This window comes from Geodermatophilus dictyosporus (genome assembly GCF_900115505.1).
Lineage (GTDB): Bacteria > Actinomycetota > Actinomycetes > Mycobacteriales > Geodermatophilaceae > Geodermatophilus > Geodermatophilus dictyosporus.
Genome location: NZ_FOWQ01000005.1, coordinates 212,550 through 234,005, shown reverse-complemented (window position 1 = coordinate 234,005; position 21,456 = coordinate 212,550). Strand labels below are relative to the sequence as shown.

Annotated in this window: 22 protein-coding genes; 11 read left to right on the top strand and 11 right to left on the bottom strand. The window is 76.2% G+C overall.

The window, feature by feature from the left end; all coding sequences use genetic code 11:
- Position 1: 1 nt before the first annotated feature.
- Positions 2 to 862: a carbohydrate kinase family protein gene (locus BMZ33_RS14040; RefSeq protein WP_169064315.1), complete on the bottom strand. Its 861-nt coding sequence runs from the start codon at positions 860 to 862 to the stop codon at positions 2 to 4.
- 14 nt (positions 863 to 876) lie between these two features.
- Positions 877 to 1,827 carry a pseudouridine-5'-phosphate glycosidase gene (locus tag BMZ33_RS14035; protein WP_169064314.1) on the bottom strand — a complete coding sequence of 317 codons (951 nt, stop codon included), beginning with the start codon at positions 1,825 to 1,827 and terminating at the stop codon, positions 877 to 879.
- Positions 1,828 to 1,918: 91 nt separating this feature from the next.
- Between BMZ33_RS14035 and BMZ33_RS14030 the strand changes: the two genes are divergently transcribed.
- Complete coding sequence (locus BMZ33_RS14030; RefSeq protein WP_091111871.1) at positions 1,919 to 2,146, top strand: DUF3039 domain-containing protein; 228 nt, start codon at positions 1,919 to 1,921, stop codon at positions 2,144 to 2,146.
- A 71-nt stretch (positions 2,147 to 2,217) separates the two neighbouring features.
- Here the strand turns inward: BMZ33_RS14030 and BMZ33_RS14025 are convergent, their stop codons facing one another.
- The 5 genes from BMZ33_RS14025 to ppgK form a co-directional block, all read right to left on the bottom strand.
- Positions 2,218 to 3,294 (bottom strand): YihY/virulence factor BrkB family protein, encoded by a 1,077-nt coding sequence (locus tag BMZ33_RS14025; protein WP_169064313.1) that lies wholly within the window; start codon positions 3,292 to 3,294, stop codon positions 2,218 to 2,220.
- Between the two features lie 83 nt (positions 3,295 to 3,377).
- Positions 3,378 to 5,147: a VanW family protein gene (locus tag BMZ33_RS14020; protein ID WP_169064312.1), complete on the bottom strand. Its 1,770-nt coding sequence runs from the start codon at positions 5,145 to 5,147 to the stop codon at positions 3,378 to 3,380.
- 701 nt (positions 5,148 to 5,848) lie between these two features.
- Positions 5,849 to 6,073, bottom strand: a complete 225-nt coding sequence (locus tag BMZ33_RS14015) for a DUF7455 domain-containing protein (protein WP_091111865.1) — start codon at positions 6,071 to 6,073, stop codon at positions 5,849 to 5,851.
- A gap of 435 nt (positions 6,074 to 6,508) precedes the next feature.
- On the bottom strand, positions 6,509 to 7,864 hold the full coding sequence (locus tag BMZ33_RS14010) for an RNA polymerase sigma factor (RefSeq protein ID WP_091111531.1): 1,356 nt from the start codon (positions 7,862 to 7,864) through the stop codon (positions 6,509 to 6,511).
- Between the two features lie 420 nt (positions 7,865 to 8,284).
- Positions 8,285 to 9,031, bottom strand: coding sequence for a polyphosphate--glucose phosphotransferase (gene ppgK / locus BMZ33_RS14005; protein ID WP_169064311.1), 747 nt, complete (start codon positions 9,029 to 9,031; stop codon positions 8,285 to 8,287).
- A gap of 61 nt (positions 9,032 to 9,092) precedes the next feature.
- Between ppgK and BMZ33_RS14000 the strand changes: the two genes are divergently transcribed.
- Positions 9,093 to 9,905 carry an inositol monophosphatase family protein gene (locus BMZ33_RS14000; RefSeq protein ID WP_169064310.1) on the top strand — a complete coding sequence of 271 codons (813 nt, stop codon included), beginning with the start codon at positions 9,093 to 9,095 and terminating at the stop codon, positions 9,903 to 9,905.
- Positions 9,906 to 9,933: 28 nt separating this feature from the next.
- On the opposite strand, the gene BMZ33_RS13995 is transcribed toward BMZ33_RS14000, so the two are convergent.
- Positions 9,934 to 10,470: a LytR C-terminal domain-containing protein gene (locus tag BMZ33_RS13995; RefSeq protein ID WP_091111523.1), complete on the bottom strand. Its 537-nt coding sequence runs from the start codon at positions 10,468 to 10,470 to the stop codon at positions 9,934 to 9,936.
- 70 nt (positions 10,471 to 10,540) lie between these two features.
- Positions 10,541 to 11,587: a phosphotransferase family protein gene (locus BMZ33_RS13990; RefSeq protein WP_091111863.1), complete on the bottom strand. Its 1,047-nt coding sequence runs from the start codon at positions 11,585 to 11,587 to the stop codon at positions 10,541 to 10,543.
- Positions 11,588 to 11,884: 297 nt separating this feature from the next.
- On the opposite strand from BMZ33_RS13990, the gene BMZ33_RS13985 reads away from it, so the two are divergent.
- The 7 genes from BMZ33_RS13985 (at position 11,885) to BMZ33_RS13955 (ending at position 16,562) form a co-directional block, all read left to right on the top strand.
- On the top strand, positions 11,885 to 12,187 hold the full coding sequence (locus tag BMZ33_RS13985; protein WP_091111521.1) for a DUF4193 domain-containing protein: 303 nt from the start codon (positions 11,885 to 11,887) through the stop codon (positions 12,185 to 12,187).
- Positions 12,188 to 12,275: 88 nt separating this feature from the next.
- The gene (locus BMZ33_RS13980; RefSeq protein WP_091111518.1) at positions 12,276 to 13,172 is read left to right on the top strand and encodes a hypothetical protein; all 897 of its coding nucleotides are present in this window, start codon (positions 12,276 to 12,278) and stop codon (positions 13,170 to 13,172) included.
- A 50-nt stretch (positions 13,173 to 13,222) separates the two neighbouring features.
- Positions 13,223 to 13,678 (top strand): dUTP diphosphatase, encoded by a 456-nt coding sequence (gene dut / locus BMZ33_RS13975; RefSeq protein WP_091111515.1) that lies wholly within the window; start codon positions 13,223 to 13,225, stop codon positions 13,676 to 13,678.
- Position 13,679: 1 nt separating this feature from the next.
- A complete protein-coding gene (locus BMZ33_RS13970; protein WP_091111512.1) occupies positions 13,680 to 14,498 on the top strand; it encodes a DUF3710 domain-containing protein in 819 nt (272 codons plus the stop codon).
- Positions 14,495 to 15,292, top strand: a complete 798-nt coding sequence (locus tag BMZ33_RS13965; RefSeq protein ID WP_091111510.1) for an alpha/beta hydrolase family protein — start codon at positions 14,495 to 14,497, stop codon at positions 15,290 to 15,292. The genes BMZ33_RS13970 and BMZ33_RS13965 overlap by 4 nt, the downstream gene beginning before the upstream one ends.
- Complete coding sequence (locus BMZ33_RS13960; RefSeq protein WP_091111508.1) at positions 15,289 to 15,666, top strand: OB-fold nucleic acid binding domain-containing protein; 378 nt, start codon at positions 15,289 to 15,291, stop codon at positions 15,664 to 15,666. The genes BMZ33_RS13965 and BMZ33_RS13960 overlap by 4 nt, the downstream gene beginning before the upstream one ends.
- Positions 15,663 to 16,562: a DUF3159 domain-containing protein gene (locus tag BMZ33_RS13955; protein WP_091111506.1), complete on the top strand. Its 900-nt coding sequence runs from the start codon at positions 15,663 to 15,665 to the stop codon at positions 16,560 to 16,562. Before BMZ33_RS13960 ends, BMZ33_RS13955 begins: the two co-directional genes overlap by 4 nt.
- Positions 16,563 to 16,567: 5 nt before the next feature.
- Here the strand turns inward: BMZ33_RS13955 and BMZ33_RS13950 are convergent, their stop codons facing one another.
- The gene (locus tag BMZ33_RS13950; RefSeq protein ID WP_091111503.1) at positions 16,568 to 17,233 is read right to left on the bottom strand and encodes a potassium channel family protein; all 666 of its coding nucleotides are present in this window, start codon (positions 17,231 to 17,233) and stop codon (positions 16,568 to 16,570) included.
- Positions 17,233 to 17,898: a potassium channel family protein gene (locus tag BMZ33_RS13945; RefSeq protein WP_091111501.1), complete on the bottom strand. Its 666-nt coding sequence runs from the start codon at positions 17,896 to 17,898 to the stop codon at positions 17,233 to 17,235. The genes BMZ33_RS13950 and BMZ33_RS13945 overlap by 1 nt, the downstream gene beginning before the upstream one ends.
- Positions 17,899 to 18,067: 169 nt before the next feature.
- On the opposite strand from BMZ33_RS13945, the gene BMZ33_RS13940 reads away from it, so the two are divergent.
- Positions 18,068 to 20,101, top strand: a complete 2,034-nt coding sequence (locus BMZ33_RS13940) for an APC family permease (RefSeq protein ID WP_091111500.1) — start codon at positions 18,068 to 18,070, stop codon at positions 20,099 to 20,101.
- Positions 20,094 to 21,434 (top strand): class I SAM-dependent RNA methyltransferase, encoded by a 1,341-nt coding sequence (locus BMZ33_RS13935; RefSeq protein ID WP_091111498.1) that lies wholly within the window; start codon positions 20,094 to 20,096, stop codon positions 21,432 to 21,434. The genes BMZ33_RS13940 and BMZ33_RS13935 overlap by 8 nt, the downstream gene beginning before the upstream one ends.
- The last annotated feature ends 22 nt before the right edge of the window (positions 21,435 to 21,456 follow it).

Genomic DNA, 21,456 nt, shown 5'->3' with positions numbered 1-21,456 from the left:
CTCAGCGCGCCCCGGGCCGCCCGACCACCGCGGCGGCCCGGGCCAGCCCGCCGTCCAGGGCGGCGGCCGGCTCCCCTCCCGCCAGCCACACCGCCAGCAGTCCGGCGGTGAACGCGTCCCCCGCGCCGGTGGTGTCGACCACCTCGGCGGGGTGCGCGGGGCGGTGCACCAGCGTGCCGCCCGCGGCCCACAGCGCCCCGTCGGCACCCAGGGTCACCGCCACCGCGGCGTGCCGGCCGGCCAGCGCCCGCGCGGCGGCGGCCGCGTCCGCGCAGCCGGTGAGCAGCCGCGCCTCGTCGGCGTTGGGCAGCAGCAGGTCGGCGCCGGCGGTGTCGGCCAGCCACCGGTCCACCCCGGAGGCGGCCAGCGGGCCGGTCGAGGCCGGGTCCACCGAGACGGTGCACCCGGCGCCACGGGCCGCGGCCAGCGCCGCCAGCCCGGCCGCGCGCGGCCGCTCGTCGAGCAGCGTGTAGCCCGACAGGTGCAGGTGCCCGCCGGGCGGAGGTGCCGGGACGTCGCCGGCACGCAGGTCCAGGTTGGCGCCGCGGTCGGCCAGCATGCTGCGCTGCCCGCCGGGCTCGACCAGGCTCACGATCGTGCCGGTGGCGGCCCCGGCGACGCGGCGCAGCGCCGTCCGGACGCCGGCCGCGGCCAGCTCGCCGGCCTGCGCCGTCCCGGCGGCGTCGTCGCCGACGCAGCCGGCCAGCAGCACCGGCACGCCGAGCGCGGCCAGGTGGGCGGCCACGTTGGCGCCGGCGCCACCGCCCCGGGTGCGGATGGTGGCCGGCCGGTCCGAACCCGGCGCCGGCTCCCCGGCGAGGACGGCGACGACGTCGGTGGCGACGTCGCCGACGACGACCACCGGCCGCGCGGTGCTCAGCGCGCCTGCCCGGCGAGCGCGGCGGCGATCCGGCCCGCGAGCTCGGCGTTGCGCAGCACCAGCCGCACGTTGACCGCCAAGGTGGCGCCCCCGCTGGCCCGGTGCAGGTGGTCGAGCACGAACGGCGTCACCGCCTTGCCGCGCACGCCGGCGGCCTCGGCGGCGGCGAGCGCGTCGGCGATGACCCGGTCGTGCAGCGCCGGGTCGAGCTGCTCGTCGGCCGGCAGCGGGTTGGCGACGACGACCGCGCCCGGTGCCAGCTCCCGGCGCGCGGCGAGCACCGCGGCGGCCTGCTCCGGGGAGTCGACCGACCACTCGACCGGCGACCCGGAGTCGGCCACGTAGAAGCCGGGGAAGGTCCGCGTGCGGTAGCCGACGACGGTCACCGACAGGCTCTCCATCCGCTCCAGCGTCGCCGGGACGTCGAGGATGGACTTCACGCCCGCGCAGACGACGGCCAGCGACGTCCGCGACAGCGCGGTGAGGTCGGCCGACTCGTCGAAGGTCTCGGCCGACTGGCGGTGCACCCCGCCCAGCCCGCCGGTCGCGAACACGCCGATCCCCGCGGCGGCGGCCAGCAGGGCGGTGCTGGAGACGGTGGTGGCTCCCGACAGGCCCAGCGCGGCGGCCACCGGCAGGTCGCGGACGCCGAGCTTGGCCAGGTCGGGGTCGCTGCACACCCGGTCGACCTGCTCGGCGGTCAGACCCACGTGCGGGACGCCGTCGAGCACCGCGACGGTGGCCGGCAGGGCGCCACCGGCCCGCACCGCGGCCTCGACGTCGTCCGCGGCGGCCCGGTTGTCCGGCCGGGGCAGGCCGTGGGCGAGCAGCGTGCTCTCCAGCGCGACGACGGGGGCTCCGGTGGCCAGCGCCTCGGCGACCTCGGGGGAGAGGCGCAGCGGGGAGCCGGCGGCGTGACGGCCGGTGGAGGTGGGTTCGACGGACACCCTGCCATCATGGTCGGTGGGCGGGTGGCGCCCGGCTCCTCCCTGGGCGCCGGGCACCCGCCGCGACCTGGACCCGACCCTGGGAGAGCCCGTGAGCGACTCCGACCTCCTCGAGAAGCCCGACGTCCGCGACAGCGACACCGGCAACGCCAACGAGGTCTTCCACTACGTGCGCAAGAACAAGATCGCCGAGAGCGCGGTCATGGGCACGCTGGTCGAGGCCCTGTGCGGTGAGGTGTTCCCGGTGACCAAGAGCCCCAAGCCCGGCAGCCCGGTGTGCCCGGCCTGCAAGGAGGTCTACGAGCAGCTCCGCAAGTAGAAGGACCACCCTTCACCCCACGCCTCGCTCCGCTCGGCGCGGGGCCCCTGAAGGGTGGCCGTTCCAGTCGCTCACTGCAGGCCGAGGCGCCTGGCCTCGGCCTGCAGCTCGGCGGCCCGGCGGCGCTGGGCCCGCCGGGTGTGCCGGCGCAGGGGCGCGGGCCAGCGCTCCTGCACGGCCGCGTTGAGCTCGGCGCCCAGCAGCACGGCCATCCCGAAGAAGAACAGGAACAGCAGCGCCGCGATCGGGGTGGCCAGCGCCCCGTAGGGCAGCGCGGCGACCAGGATGTCGGAGACGTAGAGCCGCAGCACCGTCGCCGCCACCACGAAGAAGACCACCGCGAGCACCGTGCCCGGCAGGTGCCGCCGCCACGGCAGCCGCCGGGGCAGGATCACGTGGTAGAAGCTCGCCAGCGCCAGCACCAGGCCCACGACCACCAGCGGTACGTACACCGCGTTGATCAGCACCGTGGCGGTGTCCTGCCAGTCCTGCGGCAGCACCGCGACGAGCAGGCCGGGCCCGAGCACCAGCAGCGGCAGCATGAGCACCGCGAGCACCAGGCCCACGACGAAGAGCCCCAGCGCCATCAGCCGGGTCCGGATCGGGCCGCGGACGTCGCGCTGGTCGTAGGCGATGACGATCGTGTTCATGAACGTCGCCGTCGCCGACGACCCGGCCCACAGGGTGAGCAGGAAGCCGAGGCTGACCACGTCGAGCCGGCCCGAGGTCAGGATGTCGCTGAGGGTGGGCCGCACGAGCGTGTCGACGACGTCGGCGGTCAGCACCTGGCTGGAGGCGTCGACCAGGGTGTCCTCGACGGTCTGCACCGATGCCGCGCCGATCCAGTCGCCCAGGAAGCCGAGCGAGCCGAGCAGGGCGATCAGCAGCGGCGGCACCGAGAGGATCTGCCAGAACGCCGCCTCGCCGGACAGCCCCAGGATGCGGTCCTGCCACGCCTTGGCCACCGCGCGGCCGAGCACCTGCAGCGGCACGCGGACCACGGCCGGCCAGTGGTCGAGCCGCCCGGGCCGCGGGACGTCGGCGCGGCGTGCCCCCGAGGCGGTGCCCGCGGGGGCCGGCGAGCCGTCGGTGCGCTCCCCGGCCGCCCCGTCCGTGCGGGGCGGCCCGCCGGCCCGCACGGTGCTCACCGGCCCAGTGTGCACGCCGGGCGCCGCCGCCCGCCGGGCCGCGCGGGTGGCACCGGGCACGGTCGCCCGGTCGGGCGAGGAGCTCAGCGGGTCCGGCGGTGCCCGGGCCGGCGACCGGGGGCCGACGGCGCGGCGGGCGGCGGGGCGCCCTCCGGGGCGGGTGCCGGCGCGGCCGGGTCCGGCTGCGCCGGCACGCAGCGGATGACCGCCTCGGCGGCGTAGCTGGTGTCGAAGGACTCCCGCCGCAGCTCCGCGCCGCTCTGCAGGTCGCGGAAGACCCGGGTCACCGTGACGTCGAAGCCCTGGGCGCCGCCCTGCGGGATGCAGTTGCCGTCGTCGACCTTCTCCTGGACGGCGGGCTGGCGCACGTTGCGCCGCGGCCCCTCGATCGCCTCGACCTCGTAGTAGCGCGTGCCGTAGAAGGTGACGGTGATCGACCCGCCCGAGGCGCCCGGCGTCCACTGGGTGTCGACGTAGATGCCGGTCTCGGTGTCGTTGCGCCACTGCAGGTCGATCTGGCCCTCGTACACCGTGGCCTCGCGCCCGGCCGGGTAGCGGCTGATGTAGAAGCTGTGCGGCTTGTGGTAGACGTCCTCGAGCCCGGCGAAGAACACCGCGTTGAACATCGTGGTGGCGAACTGGCTGATGCCGCCGCCGACCGCGGTGGAGAGCTCACCGCCGCTGATGACGTTGGCCGGCACGTACCCCTGCGCCGCCCCGCGCGGGCCGGTGTGGGTGTTCAGGCTGAACGTCTCGCCGGGCAGCACCAGCGCGCCGTCGACCTCCTCGGCCACGACGCGGATGTTGGTGCCGCTGGAGTTGTTGCCCGTGGTGGTGGTGAACGAGCTGACCTTCTCCCGGATGCCGAGGGCCTCGGCCTCCTCGGTGGTCAGCTCGGCGGGCACCGGGCCGAGCTCGGCGGTCACCGTGCGGGGTGCGGGGTCGGGCAGCACCTCCAGCAGCTGCGTGGAGAGCACGGCCGGGTCCACGCCGGTCCCCTCCACCGACGGGACGACCTGCACGGTGTCGCCGGAGATCTCGAAGCGGGCGTCCTGGGCCGGGGTGCCGAACGCGGTGAAGTCCTCGCCCATCGCCGTCTGCAGCGCGGCCGGGTCGACGCCGACGGTGAGCTCGCCGCTGTCCTCGGGGGTGAACGTCAGCGAGGCGGCGATCGCCTCGACGGGGACGTCGACGGAGGTCGCGCCGTCCTGGCTGGTGACCGTCACCGGCGCGGCCAGTGCCGGGGTGACCGTCTCGTCGAGGACGCGCCCGGCCTCCTCGGCGTCGACCCGCACCGGGACGACGTCGACCGGCAGCTCGATCGGCGTGGCGGGGTCCCCTCCGGAGGCGAGGGCGGCGGTGATGGCCTCGGCCGCGCCCTCCCGGTCGAGGGTGCGGCCGTCGACCGGCTGCACCAGCGTCGCGGTGGTGTCCTCGACGGCGATGGTCGCGTCCACCGGCACGCGGTCGACCTGCGTCGCGATGGTGTCGACCTGCGCGGTCAGCGACGTTTCCTCGCCGGTGATGACCGGGGTGACCTCGCGCTCGGAGAACAGGGAGACCAGGCGCGTCCAGGGGGCGAGCGGCTGGTCGTCGGCGGCGTCGACGGTGCCCTCGACGTCGAGGGTGATGCCGGCGGTGGCGGGGGAGAGGGTGGTCTCCACGTCGTCGGCCACGACGACGTGGTCGGCGGCCACCCGCGGCGCCAGGTCCTCCTGGAGGCGGTCGGCCGCGGCCGCGGGCGAGAGGCCGCCGATGTCGACGCCGGCCACCACGGTGTTGCGCGGCACGTCGTCGCCGGCGACCAGCAGGTCCACCCCGTAGGCCACGCCGAGGGCGGCGAGCACCGCCACCGGCGCGAGGACGGCCGGCCGTCGCCAGCCGCGCCGCCGGGGTCCGACGCCGGCCGGCGGGGGGGCCGCGGGGGTGCTCGGCGGCGGCACGGTGGCAGGGGAGGAGCCGGCGGGGGAGGACCCGGCAGGGGGCCCGACCGGTGCCGCGGCCGGCGCCGGCGGCGGCGCACCGGCCGGGTCGAGGCGCGCCGTCGCGTCCGTGGGGACCGGCTCGGTCGGCGAGGCGCCCACGGGGCCGTCGGGGAGCGCCACCGTGTCGTGGACCGGGTCGGGTGCCGGCGCGGGAGGCTCGTCCGCCGGAGCCGGTCCGTCGGCCGCAGGAGCCGGCTGTGGCGCCTCGGCGACGGGGGCGCCTGCGGATGCCGCCGCGGCGGGTGGGGTCACCCCGGGCGTGTCGGCCCCGGGTGCGGTGGCCGCGGGCGGCGCGGCCGGGACCCCGGGCGGGGGCGGCGCGTCGGGACCGAGGGGACCCCGGTCGCGGGGGACCGGACGGGTGTCGTCGGACAGCTCGCCGGGCGTGGCGGCGTCCGCGGCGGGCGCGTGGGGAGTGGGGTGCTGCGGCATCTCGGGGTCCTCGTGTCGACCGGGGGTCCCCGACAACGACGGAGCCGCCGGGCCCCCGTCCGCCTCAGGCGGAACGGGGACGCCGGCGGCGTCGTCGGGTGAGGGCTTCATCGCAGGGAGCGACGATAGCGCCTCTCTCAGCGGGCGAGGTGCTGCTCGCCGTCCGTCTCGATGATGTCGACGGCGATGTCGCGGAGCTTGGACTCGTACTCGCGAGCGTGGTGCCCGCAGAAGACGAGGTCGCTACCGCTGGCGAGCACGACACGCACCTTGGCCAGTGCGCCGCACCGGTCGCAGTGAAAGGGCACGACCAGGTCGTCGGCGGCGGGGGTCGTCGTCAGCGTCTGGGTCATCTGGGTCATCACTCGCTCTCTACCGCACGGACCCGCGGCTGCGGATCGGCCTCCTGCACAGCGCCAGGATGAGCCCCTGTGTTCCCGATCCTCCCGATCCGTCGGCCGACTCGCCCGTGATGGGGAGCGGGTGGCCGGTGGGACGGGTGGGTGGGGGTCAGCAGGGACGTCACTGGGTCGTGCCGGTCTGTCTGGGTGGTGCTGGTCGTTCCGTGCGCCGGCAGGTCTCCGGCTCGTGGGTCCGCTGCTGTCTCGACGTCCTCCACGCTACGCCGTCTACCCGGCCGGGGCCCTCGTACACCGCCCCGCCCGCCCGGGCGGGTGAGATCGTGACCTCAGCGCGACCGGGACGACACCCGCCCGCGACACGGCGGCCACACGCACGACGAGAACGGCTCCCGACCCGGAGGTCGGGAGCCGTCTCGGCGACGTGCTGGAACGGCCCTAGTCGAGGTAGTCGCGCAGCACCTGCGAGCGGCTGGGGTGGCGCAGCTTCGACATCGTCTTGGACTCGATCTGCCGGATCCGCTCCCGGGTGACCCCGTAGACCTGGCCGATCTCGTCGAGCGTGCGCGGCTGGCCGTCGGTGAGGCCGAACCGCAGCCGGACGACGCCGGCCTCCCGCTCCGACAGCGTCTGCAGCACGCTGGTCAGCTGGTCCTGCATGAGGGTGAAGCTGACCGCGTCGACGGCGACGACGGCCTCGGAGTCCTCGATGAAGTCACCGAGCTGGCTGTCGCCCTCGTCGCCGATGGTCTGGTCGAGGCTGATCGGCTCCCGGGCGTACTGCTGGATCTCCAGCACCTTGTCCGGGGTGATGTCCATCTCCTTGGCCAGCTCCTCCGGGGTGGGCTCGCGGCCCAGGTCCTGGAGCAGTTCGCGCTGGATGCGGCCGAGCTTGTTGATGACCTCGACCATGTGCACCGGGATGCGGATGGTGCGGGCCTGGTCGGCCATCGCGCGGGTGATCGCCTGCCGGATCCACCAGGTGGCGTAGGTGGAGAACTTGTAGCCCTTGGTGTAGTCGAACTTCTCCACCGCGCGGATCAGGCCGAGGTTGCCCTCCTGGATGAGGTCCAGGAACGCCATGCCGCGGCCGGTGTAGCGCTTGGCGAGGGAGACCACCAGGCGGAGGTTGGCCTCCAGCAGGTGGTTCTTGGCGCGCTCGCCGTCGCGGACGATCCAGTTGAGGTCGCGGCGCATCTGCGGGGAGAGCTTCTGGCCCTCCTCCTCGGCCTGGCGCAGCCGCTCGGCGCCGTAGAGGCCGGCCTCGATGCGCTTGGCCAGGTCGACCTCCTCCTCGGCGTTGAGGAGCGCGACCTTGCCGATCTGCTTGAGGTAGGCGCGGACCGAGTCGGCCGAGGCGGTGAGCTCGGCGTCCTTGCGGGCCTGCCGCAGCGCCTCGGACTCCTCCTCGTCGTCCCACTCGAAGTCGCCGCCCTCGGCGGGGGCCTCCTCCGCGGGCGCGTCGGCCGCCTCGGCCCCGTCGGGGCCGGCGACGACGGTCTCGTCGAGGGTGAGGCCCTCGGCACCGGCGTCGACCACCGCCACGGCGGAGTCCTCGGTGGCGACGGCGGTCAGCACGGTGCCCTCGCCGGCGCCCGGGGAGGGGCTGATGCTGGGCTTGCCCTTGGCGGTGGTCTTCGCCGCGGCGGCCTTCTTGCGCGGCGCGGGCTTGGCCGGCGCGTTCCCGGCCACCCCGACGGGTGCGCTGGTCCGGGAGGCCCGGGGACCGGCGGCGACCGTCCTGGAGCGGGTCGTGCTCCCGGCGGCGTCCGGTGCTGGCTTGTCGGCGGGCACTCAGGTTCCTTCCCGTGCTGGGTGCGTCCCCGGGAGCGGGTGGAGCTCCGGGCAGCGGCCCCGGTCAGTGACCACGGAGCGGGGAGTGCCACCGGACCGGCGCGGTGTTTGACCGCGGCGCGGGCGGGGGATGACTCCCGGCTGGGTGGCGACGGGCTGGGGCTCTTTCATTGTAGCGGCGGAGCGGAGTGTGACCACCGCCATCGCGGCGGTGCTCGCCCGGAGGGGGCGCCACACCACCCCAGGTCAGCCGCTCCCTCCGAGGGGTGACCGACGCCCCGAGTGGCAGGAGCAGCCGTGACCGGCCCCTCCGCAGGGGCCCGCGCCGAGCGTTTGCCGGCCTTCCTGCAGGGGCCCGCCGCGAGCCTGCGAGCGGTGGGGGGCAGGGAGGTCCTTCCCGGGGGGCGGAGGGGTCCTTCCTCAGTGGTCGATGCGCTCGGCGGCGGTGAGTGCCGCCCCGACGATGCCCGCGTCGTTGAGCAGCTGCGCCGGCACGACCTCCGTGCGGGTGGTCAGCAGTGGCACCCACTTGTGCGCCTTCTTGCTCACGCCGCCGCCGACGATGATCAGGTCGGGCCACAGCCCGTTCTCGAGGACGTCGAGGTAGCGGTCGACCCGCTTGGCCCACTGGGGGTAGCTGAGGTCCTCCCGGTCCTTGGCCGCCGCCGATGCCCGCTTCTCGCCGTCCTCGCTGTCGACCTGGATGTGGCCGAACTCGGTGTTGGGCACCAGGTGCCCGTCGACGAACAGGGCGCTGCCGATGCCGGTGCCGAAGGTGAGCATGAGCACCACGCCGCGGCGGTCGCGGCCGGCGCCGTAGCGCATCTCGGCCAGCCCGGCGGCGTCGGCGTCGTTGAGCGTCTCGACGGTGCCGGGGACCAGCGCGGTCATCCCGGCGTCGACGTCGGTGCCGATCCAGCCCGGGTCCATGTTCGCGGCGGTGTAGGCGACGCCGCGCTTCATCACGCCGGGGTAGGTGACGCCGATCCGGCCGGTCCAGCCGAAGGACGCCACGATCCCGGCGACCTCCCGGTAGACCGCCTCCGGCGTCGAGGGCCGCGGCGTCTCCACCCGCAACCGCTCGCCGACGAGCGCGCCCTGCGCGAGGTCGACCAGGCCGCCCTTGATGCCGCTGCCACCGATGTCCACCCCGAAGCCCTGCTGCACGGCGGTCACCCTAGTGACCGGCGCCGCACGGTGGTGTGGCCGCTCGGGCAGGATCGCCCGGGTGAGTGCCGCGCCCCCGCCCGCCGTCCTGCTCGACCTCGCGGTCTACACCGCCCGGGAGGCGGCCGCGCTGATCACCCGCGAGCGCGGGTCGGCGGCCGCCGCCGTCGACGTCAAGTCCAGCCCGACCGACGTCGTCACCGCCGTCGACACCGCCGCCGAGCAGCTGATCACCAGCCGGCTGCTCGCGGCGCGGCCCGACGACGGGCTGCTCGGCGAGGAGGGCGCCGACCGGCAGGGCACCAGCGGCGTGCGGTGGGTGGTCGACCCGATCGACGGGACGGTCAACTTCCTCTACGGGTTGCGCGGCTACGCCGTCTCGATCGCCGCCCAGGTCGACGGCGCCACCGTGGCCGGTGCGGTGCTCGACGTGCCCACCGGGGAGCTGTTCACCGCGACCGCCGGCGGCGGGGCGTTCCTCTCGACGCCGGCCGAGCCGGAGCCCGTGCGGCTGTCCGGGAACCGGCCGGACTCCCTCGGGCAGACGCTGGTGGCCACCGGCTTCGGCTACCGGGTGGAGCAGCGCCGCGCGCAGGGCGCCGTCGTCGCCGCGCTGCTGACCGAGGTGCGCGACATCCGCCGCCAGGGCTGCGCGTCGCTCGACCTGTGCTCGGTGGCCGCCGGGCGGGTGGACGCCTACTACGAGCTCGACCTCAAGCCGTGGGACCACGCGGCCGGCGCCCTGGTGGCCGCCGAGGCGGGGCTGGTCGTCACCGGCCTGCCCGGCCGGCCCTTCGCCGCGCCGATGGCCGTCGCCGTCCCCGAGACGGTCGCCGAGCCGTTCCTCGCCCTCCTCGACCGGCTGCACCCGTGAAGGACCCCCTCGCCTCCGCGAGGCGCCGCTAGCAGGCCGCCTCGGCGCTGGCGATGGGTGTGAGGGTGGCCGCGACCTCCTCGGGCGAGGCCAGCCGGTCGAACTCCGGACCGATCACCAGGTCGACGCGCGCGTCGGCCCGGGTGTCCTGGTAGCTGCCGGCGCCGGGGAGGAACAGCCCCAGGTAGGCGGCCGCGTCGCCGCCGGCCGGGCCGTGGCGCACCTCACCGGGGCCGGTCACCTCGCGGTCGCTGGAGTCGTTGGCGATCTCCTCGACGACGAAGCCGCGCTGCTGCAGCTCGGCGGCCACCGTCTGGGCCAGGCCCGCGGTGTCGGTGGCGTTGAAGACGCGCACGGCCACCGTCGAGGGGTCCAGGGACGGCGGGGCGGCCTCGGCGGTCGCGCAGGCGGCGTCGGCGGCCTCCTCCCGGGCGCTGGCGTCGGAGAGCACCTTCCACCACACGCCGAGGGCGGCGAGGGCCAGGACGAGCAGGAAGACCAGCGGCGGGATCAGCCGGCGGTCCTTGCGGGGGCGCACCGGGGGCGTCTCGGTTGCCACGCTCACGGTCGTCCTCCTCGCCGGCGGCCCGGCAGCGCTCGCCGGGTCGCGCGGATCCTACGGTCGGCCCCGGGGCTCAGAGGACACCGTCGTCGAGTGCGGCGCGTCCCCGCTCGACGCACGGGTCGATCCGGTCGGCGTACCCGGAGGTGTCCTTGCCGGCCATCGCGCCGGCGGCCGAGCGGGCGACGATGCCGGCCACGATCGCGGCGAACTTGAAGTAGGCGAACCCGACGTACCAGTTCAGGTCGGCCAGGTCGAGGCCGCTGCGCTCGGCGTAGCGCGCCGCGACCTCGGCGCGGGTGGGGAAGCCCTCGAGCGCGGTCACCGTGCTCTGCCCGGCGACGCTGGGCTCACCGGCCTGCGGCCAGTAGACGTGCAGCATGCCGAGGTCGGCCAGCGGGTCGCCCAGCGTCGACATCTCCCAGTCCAGGACCGCGCGGACGCCACCGGGCCGGTCCGGGTCGAGCAGGCAGTTGTCCAGCCGGAAGTCGCCGTGCACGATCCCGGTCCGCTGGCCGGCCGGGACGGTCTCGGCCAGCCGGGCGGCGAGGGCGTCGAGGCCGGGCCGGTCGCGGTCCCGGGTGGCCTCCCACTGCTGGGTCCACCGGCGCACCTGCCGGGCCATGAAGCCCTCCGGCCGGCCGAAGTCGCCGAGCCCCACGGCCTGGGGGTCGACGGCGTGCAGGTCGGCCAGGACGTCGACCAGCCCCTCGCCGATCGCCCGGCGCCGGGCCGGCTCGTCGGCGTACCCCGCCGGGATGCGGTCGACGACGTGCAGGCCGAACACCCGCTCCATCACGTAGAACGGCGCCCCGAGGACGTCGGTGTCGGTGCACAGGTGCAGCGTGCGCGGCACCGGGACGGCGGTCGGGCCCAGCGCGCTGATCACGCGGTGCTCCCGGGCCATGTCGTGCGCCGTGGCCAGCACCGCACCCGTCGGCGGACGGCGCAGGATCACCGACTCCTCCGGCGTCCCCCCGGACGGCGTCACCACATAGGTGAGGTTCGACATGCCCGCCGCGATCAGCTCGACGGTCACCTCGCGCCATCGGTCGTCGCCCAGGACGGAGGCGAGGTACGGGCCGACGACGGTGGGATCGGCACCCACGGGACTCGACACGGGCCGCAGGGTAACCTCCGGCACTCCGCCTCCCCACCGGCCCGTCCGGACCCCGTCGCTGAGCCCGCCGCGACTCCTCGTGTCTCCCGCGCGCGGGCGGGCACAAACCGGGACCGCACGGCGTTGGGGGGCTGCCGGTCCCGCACCGGGCCGACTCCCGGGAGTCGGCGGGAGCGGGCGCCGGTCCCGGAACCCACGGCCGCCCCGGCGGCCGGACCGGACGGTGGCGTTCCCCGTCACCGTCGCACGATGCGGGCGCGTTCCGCCCGCGAGAACCCCGGAGGAGGGGCACACCCCATGGCCACCGACTACGACGCCCCGCGCCGCAACGAGGCCGACGAGCTCGGCGAGGACTCCCTCGAGGAGCTCAAGGCGCGGCGTGCCGAGGCCCAGTCCGCCTCGGTCGACGTCGACGAGACCGACTTCAACGAGAGCCTCGAGCTGCCCGGCGCGGACCTGTCCAACGAGGAGCTGACCGTCCGCGTGCTGCCCAAGCAGGAGGACGAGTTCACCTGCTCGCGCTGCTTCCTGGTGCAGCACCGCAGCCGGCTGGCCGCCACCAAGGGCGACCAGCTGTACTGCCGCGACTGCGCCGCCTGAACGAGGACCCCCTCGCCCCCACCGCTCGCACGCTCGCGGCGGGGCCCTGCGAGGGGGCCGTTCCAGCACGTCACCGAGAGGGCAGGGGATGAGCGAGCACGGGGACCGCAGGGTCGCACCGCGGGACGTCCCGCCGCCGCGGCCGGTGCGGCCGGCCGCCGGCCCGGGGGCGACCCCGGCGGGCGGGCCGGCCTGGCTGGCCGACGACTCCGGCCTGGGCCGCGCGGCCCGCGCCGTCGCCGACGCGGTGGCCGGGCTGCTCGGCAGCGCCCCGGACGACGGGGCGCCCGACCGTCAGCCGCGCTCGGCGGCCGGCACGCTGCGCGACGTCCTCGGCGCGGTCGCCTCCGCGGCCGGCCGGCGGGGCGACGCGCCGGCCTCCGCCGACGGCGAGACCGGCCGGTCGCCGGGCACCGTGCTCGGCGACCTGCTCGCCGCGGCGGCGCCCCGGCTGCCCATCCGCGACGCCGCCCGGCTGCGGGCCGTCCACCCCGGGCGCACCGACGACGAGATCGCCGACGCCCTCGTCACCCGGGCGTCCCGGCTCACCGCCGCCGTCGGCGCGGCCACCGGCGGCCTGTCGGCCGCGCACTGGTTCGCCCCGCCGTCGCTGGTGGCCCTGCCGCTGGAGCTCGGCGCCGAGACGCTGCTCGTCGCGGCCGTCGAGGTGGTGCTGCTCGGCGAGCTGCACGAGCTGGCCGGCCGCCCGGCGCCCGGCGACGCCCGCGAGCGGGCGCTGGCCTACCTGTCCAGCTGGACCCAGCAGCGCGCCGTCGAGGGCACCACGGAGCAGGGCGTCGGCGCGGTCCTGGGGACGGCGGGCTTCCGGGCGCTGCGGCGCCGGCTGTCCCGCCGGCTGGTGCGCAACGTCGGCTCGGCGGCACCGCTGCTGGTCGGCGCCGCGCTCGGCGGGCGGGGCAACCTCAAGGCCACCGAGACCCTCGCCCGCAGGGTCCGCGCCGACCTCCGCCGCGCCGGCGCCTGACCCCGCGGCCGGTCGGCCGGACCGCCGCCGGCGCCGTTAGGGTCGCCGTCGTGGTCGACCCCCTCGAGGTCCCCGTCCGGCTCACCGCGGCGGGGGCGGCGCCCCCGCGGTACGCGCTGCCGGGCGACGCCGGCGCCGACCTGACCGTCACCGAGGACGTCGAGCTGGCCCCGCTCCAGCGGGCGCTGGTGGGGACCGGTGTCGCGGTGGCCATCCCGGAGGGCTACGCCGGGTTCGTGCACCCGCGCTCGGGCCTGGCCGCCCGGCACGGGGTCAGCGTGGTCAACGCCCCCGGCACGATCGACGCCGGCTACCGCGGGGAGATCAAGGTCAACCTGGTGAACCTCGACCCGACCACCCCGGTCACGCTGCGCCGTGGCGACCGGGTCGCCCAGCTGGTGGTGCAGCCGGTGGTGCGGGCCCGCTTCGTGACCGTCGAGGCACTGCCGGAGAGCGTCCGCGGCGAGGCCGGGCACGGGTCCACCGGCGCGGGACAGGAGGCCTGAGGTGCCCTTCGGACGACGGCGCAACCGGATCGACCGCAGCCTGCGCGAGCGCGGTGTCCCGCCCGAGCCGCAGCACCGCGAGCGCGAGGTCGACGAGACCACCGGCCCCTACGACGCCGCCGACGTCCCCGACGACGGCACCGTGCGCGTCGACCTCGGCTCGCTGCGGCTGCCCGCCGTCCCGGGCACGGAGCTCCGGGTCGACGTCAACCAGCAGCAGAAGGTCATCGGCGCGACCCTGCGCTACGGCGACTCGCTGCTGCAGGTCTCCGCCTTCGCCGCGCCGCGCGCCGCCGGTATCTGGGACGACGTCCGCGCCGACCTCGCCCGCGGCGCCTCCGGCCAGGGCGCCCGCCTGCAGGAGGTCGAGGGCCCCTTCGGCACCGAGCTCGCCGGCAGCATCGTGGTGACCCCGTCGGCCCAGCCCGGGGGCCCGCCGCCCCGACCGGTCCGCCGCGCCGCCCGCTTCGTCGGCGTCGACGGCCCGCGCTGGTTCCTCCGCGGGATGATCAGCGGCCCGGCGGCCGAGAACCCGGAGGCCGCGGCGGTGCTGGAGGACGTGTTCCGCAAGGTCGTCGTGGTCCGGGGCGCCGAGCCCATGCCGGTGCGCGAGCAACTGCCGCTGTCCCTGCCGCCGCAGGCCGCCGCCCAGCTCGCCCGCCAGCAGCAGGCCGGCCGGCCCGGCGGGGCCCCGCCGCCGGCCGCCGCCCCGCCGACCGCCCCGCCGACCACCCCGCCGACGGCTCCGCCGTCCACCCCGCCGACGGCGGCTCCGCCGTCCACCGGCCGGCACGCCGCCCCGCCCGACCCCGCCGGGTGAGCGCCCCCGTGACCGCCGCCTACGGCGGGCACCCCGACCAGTTCCTCGAGCTGACCCTGCCCGCCGGCGACGGACCCGCGCCCGTGGCCGTGGTGCTGCACGGCGGCTTCTGGCGTGCCGCGCACGGGGTCGAGCTGGCCCGCCCGCTGGCCGCCGACCTCGCCGGCGCCGGCTGGGCGGCCGTGGCGGTGGAGTACCGCCGGGTCGGCAGCGGCGGCGGGTGGCCGGCCACCCTCGAGGACGTCGCCGCCGCGTTCGACGCGCTGCCGGACCTGCCGGAGGCGGCCCGCCTCGACCTGACCGAGGTCGCCGTCGTCGGGCACTCCGCGGGCGGCCACCTCGCCGCGTGGGCCGCCGGGCGCGGCCGGCTGCCCGACGGCGCCCCCGGCGCCGGCCCGCGGGTGCGGGTGACCGCGGCGGTGCTGCAGGCCGGCGTCCTCGACCTCGTCCGCGCCGCCGAGCAGCGGCTCGGCCGCGGGGCGACCCAGGAGTTCCTCGGCGGCGAGCCCGGTGAGGTGCCCGACCGCTACGCCGGTGCCGACCCGGTGCGGCTGCTGCCCACCGGCGCGGACGTGCTGTGCGTGCACGGCACCGGGGACGACGTCGTCCCCCTCGAGCAGTCCGAGCGGTTCGCCGTGGCCGCCGGCGCGGCCGGGGACCGGGTGGTGGTACGCCCCGTCCCGGGCGGTCACCTGGAGCTGATCGACCCCTCGGGTGAGCAGTGGGCACCGGCGAGGGAGTGGCTCGGGCAGCGCCGCGCCGGCCGCGGCGGCAGCACTACGCTGGAGCCGTGACACAGACGCGTCCCGGCGGCTGGCTCTCGCGCACGCTGCAGCGGCTGACCGCCGACGACTCCACCATCGACGCGCAGGCGCTGCGCGCCGAGGCCGACCGCGCCGGCTGCGAGCCGGTGAGCGCCTGCCGCAAGGGCGAGGTGGTCACGGTCACCGGGCGGCTGAAGTCGGTGGTCTACACCCCGCGCGAGACGGTGCCGACCCTCGAGGCCGAGCTGTTCGACGGCTCCGGCTCGGTCACCCTGGTGTGGCTCGGCCGGCGGCGCATCCCCGGGATCGAGCCGGGGCGCTCCCTCACCGCACGCGGCCGGTTCGGCAACTTCGAGGGCCGCAAGGTCATCTACAACCCCTGGTACGAGCTGAGCGCGGGGTGACCCCGGCGGCCGACGACGACGGCCGGCGCGACCCGGGGGGAGCAGCACCGCACGACGAGCCCGAGGACGACCGGCCGCTCACCTTCGACCGGCACCTGGTCCTCGACCAGCTCGGCGGCTGGCGGGGGATGGTCGACGCCTCCCTGCCGACCATCGCCTTCATCGTCGCCAACGCGATCGGCGACCTGCGCACCGGCGTCTACAGCGCGCTGGGCGCCGCCGTCCTCGTCGTGCTGTTCCGGCTGGTCCGGCGGGAGAGCCTGCAGCAGGCGTTCAGCGGCCTGTTCGGCGTCGCCGTCGCGGTGGCCATCGCCGCGGCGTCCGGGCAGGCGCGCAACTACTTCGTGCCGGGGATCATCCGCAACGCCGTCATCGGCGTGGTGCTGCTCGGGTCGGTGCCGCTGCGCTGGCCGCTGGTCGGCGTCCTCGCCGAGTTCCTGGCACCGAGCCACCTGGGCTCGATGGCCGCGCACTCGCTGCCGGGGCTGCGGCGGCGGGTGGACACCGCCCGGGCGCGACTGCACCACCGGCCGCCGCCCGAGACGGCGCCCGACGGCCGCCGGGTCGACCCGGAGCCCGAGCGGCACTGGCGCGACGACCCCCGGGTGGTGCGGGCCTACGGCTGGCTCACGGTGATGTGGGCGCTGACGTTCCTGCTGCGGGTGGCGGTGCAGACGCCGCTGTACCTGGCCAACGAGGAGGACCTGCTCGGCGTCGCCTCGCTGGTGCTCGGCCTGCCGGTGACCGCGGTCGCGCTGGCGGTCACCCTCTGGGTGGTCGCCCGGCTGCACCGGCACAGGGTCGAGACCGTGGCAGGACCTCGTCCTCCCCACCCCTCGCAGGCTCACGGCGGGACTTGGGACGAGGCCGACAGAGCTGCCCCGCCGCCGGACTGACCCCGTCAGACGCTGCTGGCGGAGAGCACCTGCTGCAGCTGCTCCTCGACGTCGGCGTGGGTGACGAACAGCAGCTCGTCGCCGACCTCGAGCGGCTCGTCGGGGGAGGGCGTGATCACCCGGTCGCCGCGCAGCAGCGCCGTCAGCACGGTCTCCCGCGGCAGCGGCACCTCGCCGAGCGGCCGGCCGGCCCACGGGGTGTCCTCGGCCAGGGTGATCTCCACCAGGTTGGCGGCGCCCTTGCGGAAGCTCATCAGCCGGACGACGTCGCCGACGGTCACCGCCTCCTCGACCAGCGCGGCGAGCACCCGCGGGGTGGAGACGGCGACGTCGACGCCCCAGGCCTCGGTGTAGAGCCACTCGTTGCGCGGGTCCTTGACCCGGGCGACGACGCGGTTGACCGCGAACTCGGTCTTGGCCAGCAGCGACACGACGAGGTTGGCCTTGTCGTCGCCGGTGGCCGCCACGACCACGTCACACGTGGCCAGCTGGGCCTCCTCGAGGGAGGACACCTCGCAGGCGTCGGCCTGCACCCACTCGGCGCCGGGTACCGCCCGGGTGCGCACCTTGCGGCCGTCCTTCTCGATGAGCATCACGGTGTGCCCGTTGTTGAGCAGCTCCCCGGCGATCGAGCGGCCGACCGCGCCGGCGCCGACGATGGCCACGCGCATCAGGCCCGCCCTCCCTCGGGGTGCTCGACCGTGGCGTGCACCCGGTCGGAGATCTCGTCGGTGGCCGCGACGACGAGCTGGTCGCCGTCCTGCAGCACGGTGGCGGCCGAGGGCAGGACGGCCTCGCCGAAGCGGACCAGCCAGGCCGCCCGGGCACCGGAGGCGGCCTCGAGCTCGGCGAGCCTGCGGCCCACCCAGCCGTCGGTGACGGTCACCCGCATCAGCAGCACCCGGCCGGTGGGCTCACGCCAGATCTCGCTGACCTTGACCGAGAGCAGCTCGCGCAGCAGCCGGTTCACCGTCCACGGCACGGTGGCCACGGCCGGGATGCCCATCCGCTCGAAGACCTCGGCGCGCTTGGAGTCGTAGATCCGCGCCACGACGTGCTGGACGCCGAAGGTCTCCCGCGCCACCCGGGCACTGATGATGTTGGAGTTGTCGCCGCTGCTGACGGCGGCGAAGGCGCCGGCGGAGTCGATGCCGGCGTCGAGCAGGGTCTGCCGGTCGAAGCCGAGGCCGGTGACCTGGCGGCCGGTGAACTCCGGCCCCAGCCGGCGGAAGGCCTCGGGGTCCTGGTCGATGACCGCGACGCTGTGGCCGATCTGCTCCAGCCGCCGTGCGATGGCCGAGCCCACACGGCCGCAGCCCATGACGACCACGTGCACGTGCCGCTCCCCGCGTCGTCGTCACGGGCGCCTGCGGCCCGCGTCCCGGGCGCGAAGCTACACCCGCACGACGGCGGTCCGGGGAGCGTGCCGGACGCCACACCCCCGGGGGGAGGACCCACCGGCAGGAGGCGGCGACGGGGGCCCCGGCGTCCGTACCATCGCCGCCGTGCCACGCCTGTCCGACCTCGGACAACTCCCGAAGCGGCTCGTCCTGGGCCGACCGGTCCGCAGCGACCGCGCCGGCGAGTCGCTGCTGCCCAAGCGCCTGGCGCTGCCGATCTTCGCCAGCGACCCGCTCTCCTCGGTGGCCTACGCCACGCAGGAGATCCTCATCGTCCTCACGCTGGCCGGCACGGCGTTCCTCTTCCTCGCGCCCTGGCTGGCGATCGCCGTCGTCCTGCTGCTGGGGACCGTCGTCCTCTCCTACCGCCAGGTGGTGCGGGCCTACCCCTCCGGCGGCGGGGACTACGAGGTGGCGATCAAGAACCACGGGCAGTTCGCCGGGCTGGTGGTGGCCAGCGCGCTGCTGGTCGACTACGTGCTCACCGTGGCGGTGTCGGTGGCGGCCGGCACCGACAACATCATCTCGGCCTTCCCCGACCTCGACCGGCACCGGGTGGCCATCGCCGTGGGGCTGGTGGCCCTGCTGGCCGCGGCCAACCTGCGCGGGCTGCGGGAGTCCGGCCGCACGTTCGCCGTCCCGACCTACCTGTTCATCTCCGGCATCCTGGTCATGGTCGTGACCGGGCTGGTCCGGCACTTCTTCGGCCAGGACATCACCGCCGAGAGCGCCGGCTACTCGATCACCCCCGAGCCCGGGTTCGAGCAGGTGACCGGCCTGGCACTGGTCTTCTTCGTGCTGCGCGCCTTCGCCTCCGGGTGCACCGCGCTCACCGGCGTCGAGGCGATCGCCAACGGCGTCCCGGCGTTCAAGCCGCCCAAGAGCCGCAACGCGGCGACGACGCTGGCGCTCATGGGCGGCATCGCCGCGACGATGTTCTCCGGCGTCACCGCGCTGGCCCTCTTCGCCGACGTCAGGTACGCCGAGCACCCCTGCGACCTCGTCGGCTTCACGGCCTGCGAGACCGAGCCGCAGCGCACGGTCATCGCCCAGGTCGCCGCGGCGACCTTCGGCGGGGACACCTCGGTCGGCTTCTTCGCCATCCAGGCGGCCACCGCGCTGGTCCTCATCCTCGCCGCGAACACGGCGTTCAACGGCTTCCCGCTGCTGGGCAACGTGCTCGCGCAGGACAGCTTCCTGCCCCGCCAGCTGCACACCCGCGGCGACAAGCTGGTCTACAGCAACGGCATCCTGCTGCTCGCCGGGTTCGCCGCACTGCTCATCGTCGCCTTCTCCGCCGACGTCAACCGGCTGATCCAGATGTACATCGTCGGGGTGTTCACCAGCTTCTCGATCGGCCAGTGGGGGATGGTCCGGCACTGGCGGCGGGAGCTGGCCACCGAGACCGACCCGCGGAGCCGCGCGCGGATCCGCCGGTCGCAGCTGATCAACGCCGTCGGCGGCAGCCTGACCACGATCGTGCTGCTGATCATCATCGTCACGAAGTTCACCCGCGGCGCCTACCTGGTGCTCCTCGTCATGCCGGTGCTCTTCCTGCTCATGCGGGCGATCAACCGGCACTACTCGCACGTCGCTGAGCAGCTCACCCCGGACAGCAACGCGCGGCTGCTGCCCAGCAAGGTGCACGCCATCGTGCTGGTGTCCAAGGTGCACAAGCCGACGCTGCGGGCCCTGGCCTTCGCGCGCGCGACGCGGCCGGACGTGCTGACCGCGGTGACGGTCAACGTCGACGACGCCGAGACCCGCGGCCTGCAGGCCGACTGGGAGCGCTACGACATCCCGGTGCCGCTGACCGTGCTGGAGTCGCCCTTCCGGGAGATCACCCGGCCGGTCGTCGACTACGTCAAGGGGATCCGCCGGCGCAGCCCGCGGGAGCTGGTCATCGTCTTCGTGCCGCAGTACGTGGTGGGCCACTGGTGGGAGAACGTGCTGCACAACCAGAGCGCGCTGCGGCTCCGCGCCCGGCTGCAGTTCCAGCCCGGCGTCATGATCACCACGGTGCCGTGGCAGCTGGAGAGCTCGGTCGGCCGGGGCGACGACGACCGGCCGGGCCCGATGCCCGGTGACCTGCGCCGTGGTCTGACCGACGACCAGGTCGAGGCCACGCCGTATGGGTGAGGACCCCGCTGCCCCCCACCGCTCGCAGGCTCGCGGCAGGCCCCTGCAGCGGGGCCGACAGACGCGGCCGGAGCGGGGCCTGGGCTGGGTCGGCCGAGAGCTCACCGTGACCGTCGGGCCGGTGGCGCACGGGGGGCACTGCGTCGCGCGCGCCGAGGGCCGGGTGGTGTTCGTCCGGCACGCCCTGCCGGGGGAGCGGGTCGTCGCCCGGGTCACCGAGGACCGCCAGCCCGGCTACTGCCGCGCCGACGCCGTCGAGGTGCTCGAGGCCGCGCCCGACCGGGTCGAGCGGCCCTGCCCGTACAGCGGGCCCGGGCGCTGCGGCGGCTGCGACTGGCAGCACGTCTCGCACGAGGGCCAGCTGCGGCTGAAGGCCGGCGTCGTCCGGGAGCAGCTGACCCGCCTGGGCGGGCTGGACGCCGCCGACCCGGTGGTGCGCGACCTCGCCGTCGAGCCGCTGCCCGGCGGGCCGCTGCGCTGGCGGTCGCGGGCCCGCTTCGCCGTCGGCCGCGACGGCGTGCCGGGGCTGCGTCGGCACCGCTCGCACGACGTCGTCCCGCTCGAGGACTGCCCGATCACCGTGGAGTCCGCCGCGCGGGCGGTGCTGGGCCGGCGCTGGCCCGGCGCCGGGGCGGTCGACGTCGCCGTCGACTCGGCCGGCGCGGTGACCACCACCCGGCTGGACCGCCGCGGTGTCCCGACGTCGACACGGGTGCTGCGGCCGGGGGCCGACGTGCCGGCCGAGCCCGCCCGGCGGGCCGGGCGGCGCGCCGGCGGCCGGGACTGGGAGGTCGAGGGCACCGGCTTCTGGCAGGTGCACGAGTCGGCGGCCGACGCCCTGGTGGACGCGGTGTCCGCGTCCACCGGCGTGCGCGCCGGGGACACCGTGCTCGACCTGTACGCCGGCGCCGGGCTCTTCGGCGGGGCGCTGGCGCCCGCGGCGGGGGAGACCGGCCGGGTGGTCTGCGTGGAGGCCGACGCCGAGGCGTGCGCGGCGGCCGAGGCGAACCTCGCCCGACTGCCGCAGGCCGAGGTGTGGCAGGGCGAGGTGGACGCCGAGGGCCTCACCGGGCTGCTCGAGGAGCTCGGCGGCACCCCGGACGTCGTCGTCCTGGACCCGCCGCGGGCCGGCGCCGGGCCGGCGGTCTGCCGCGTGCTGGCCGGCACCCGGGCGCGCGCGGTGGTCTACGTGGCCTGCGACCCGGCCTCGCTCGGCCGCGACGCCGCCGCGTTCGCCGCCGCCGGCTACCGCCTCGCGGGGCTGCGCGGGTTCGACGCCTTCCCGATGACCGCCCACGTCGAGTGCGTGGCGCTGTTCACCCCTTCCGGCTGAACCGGTTCCGCGGACGGTCCCA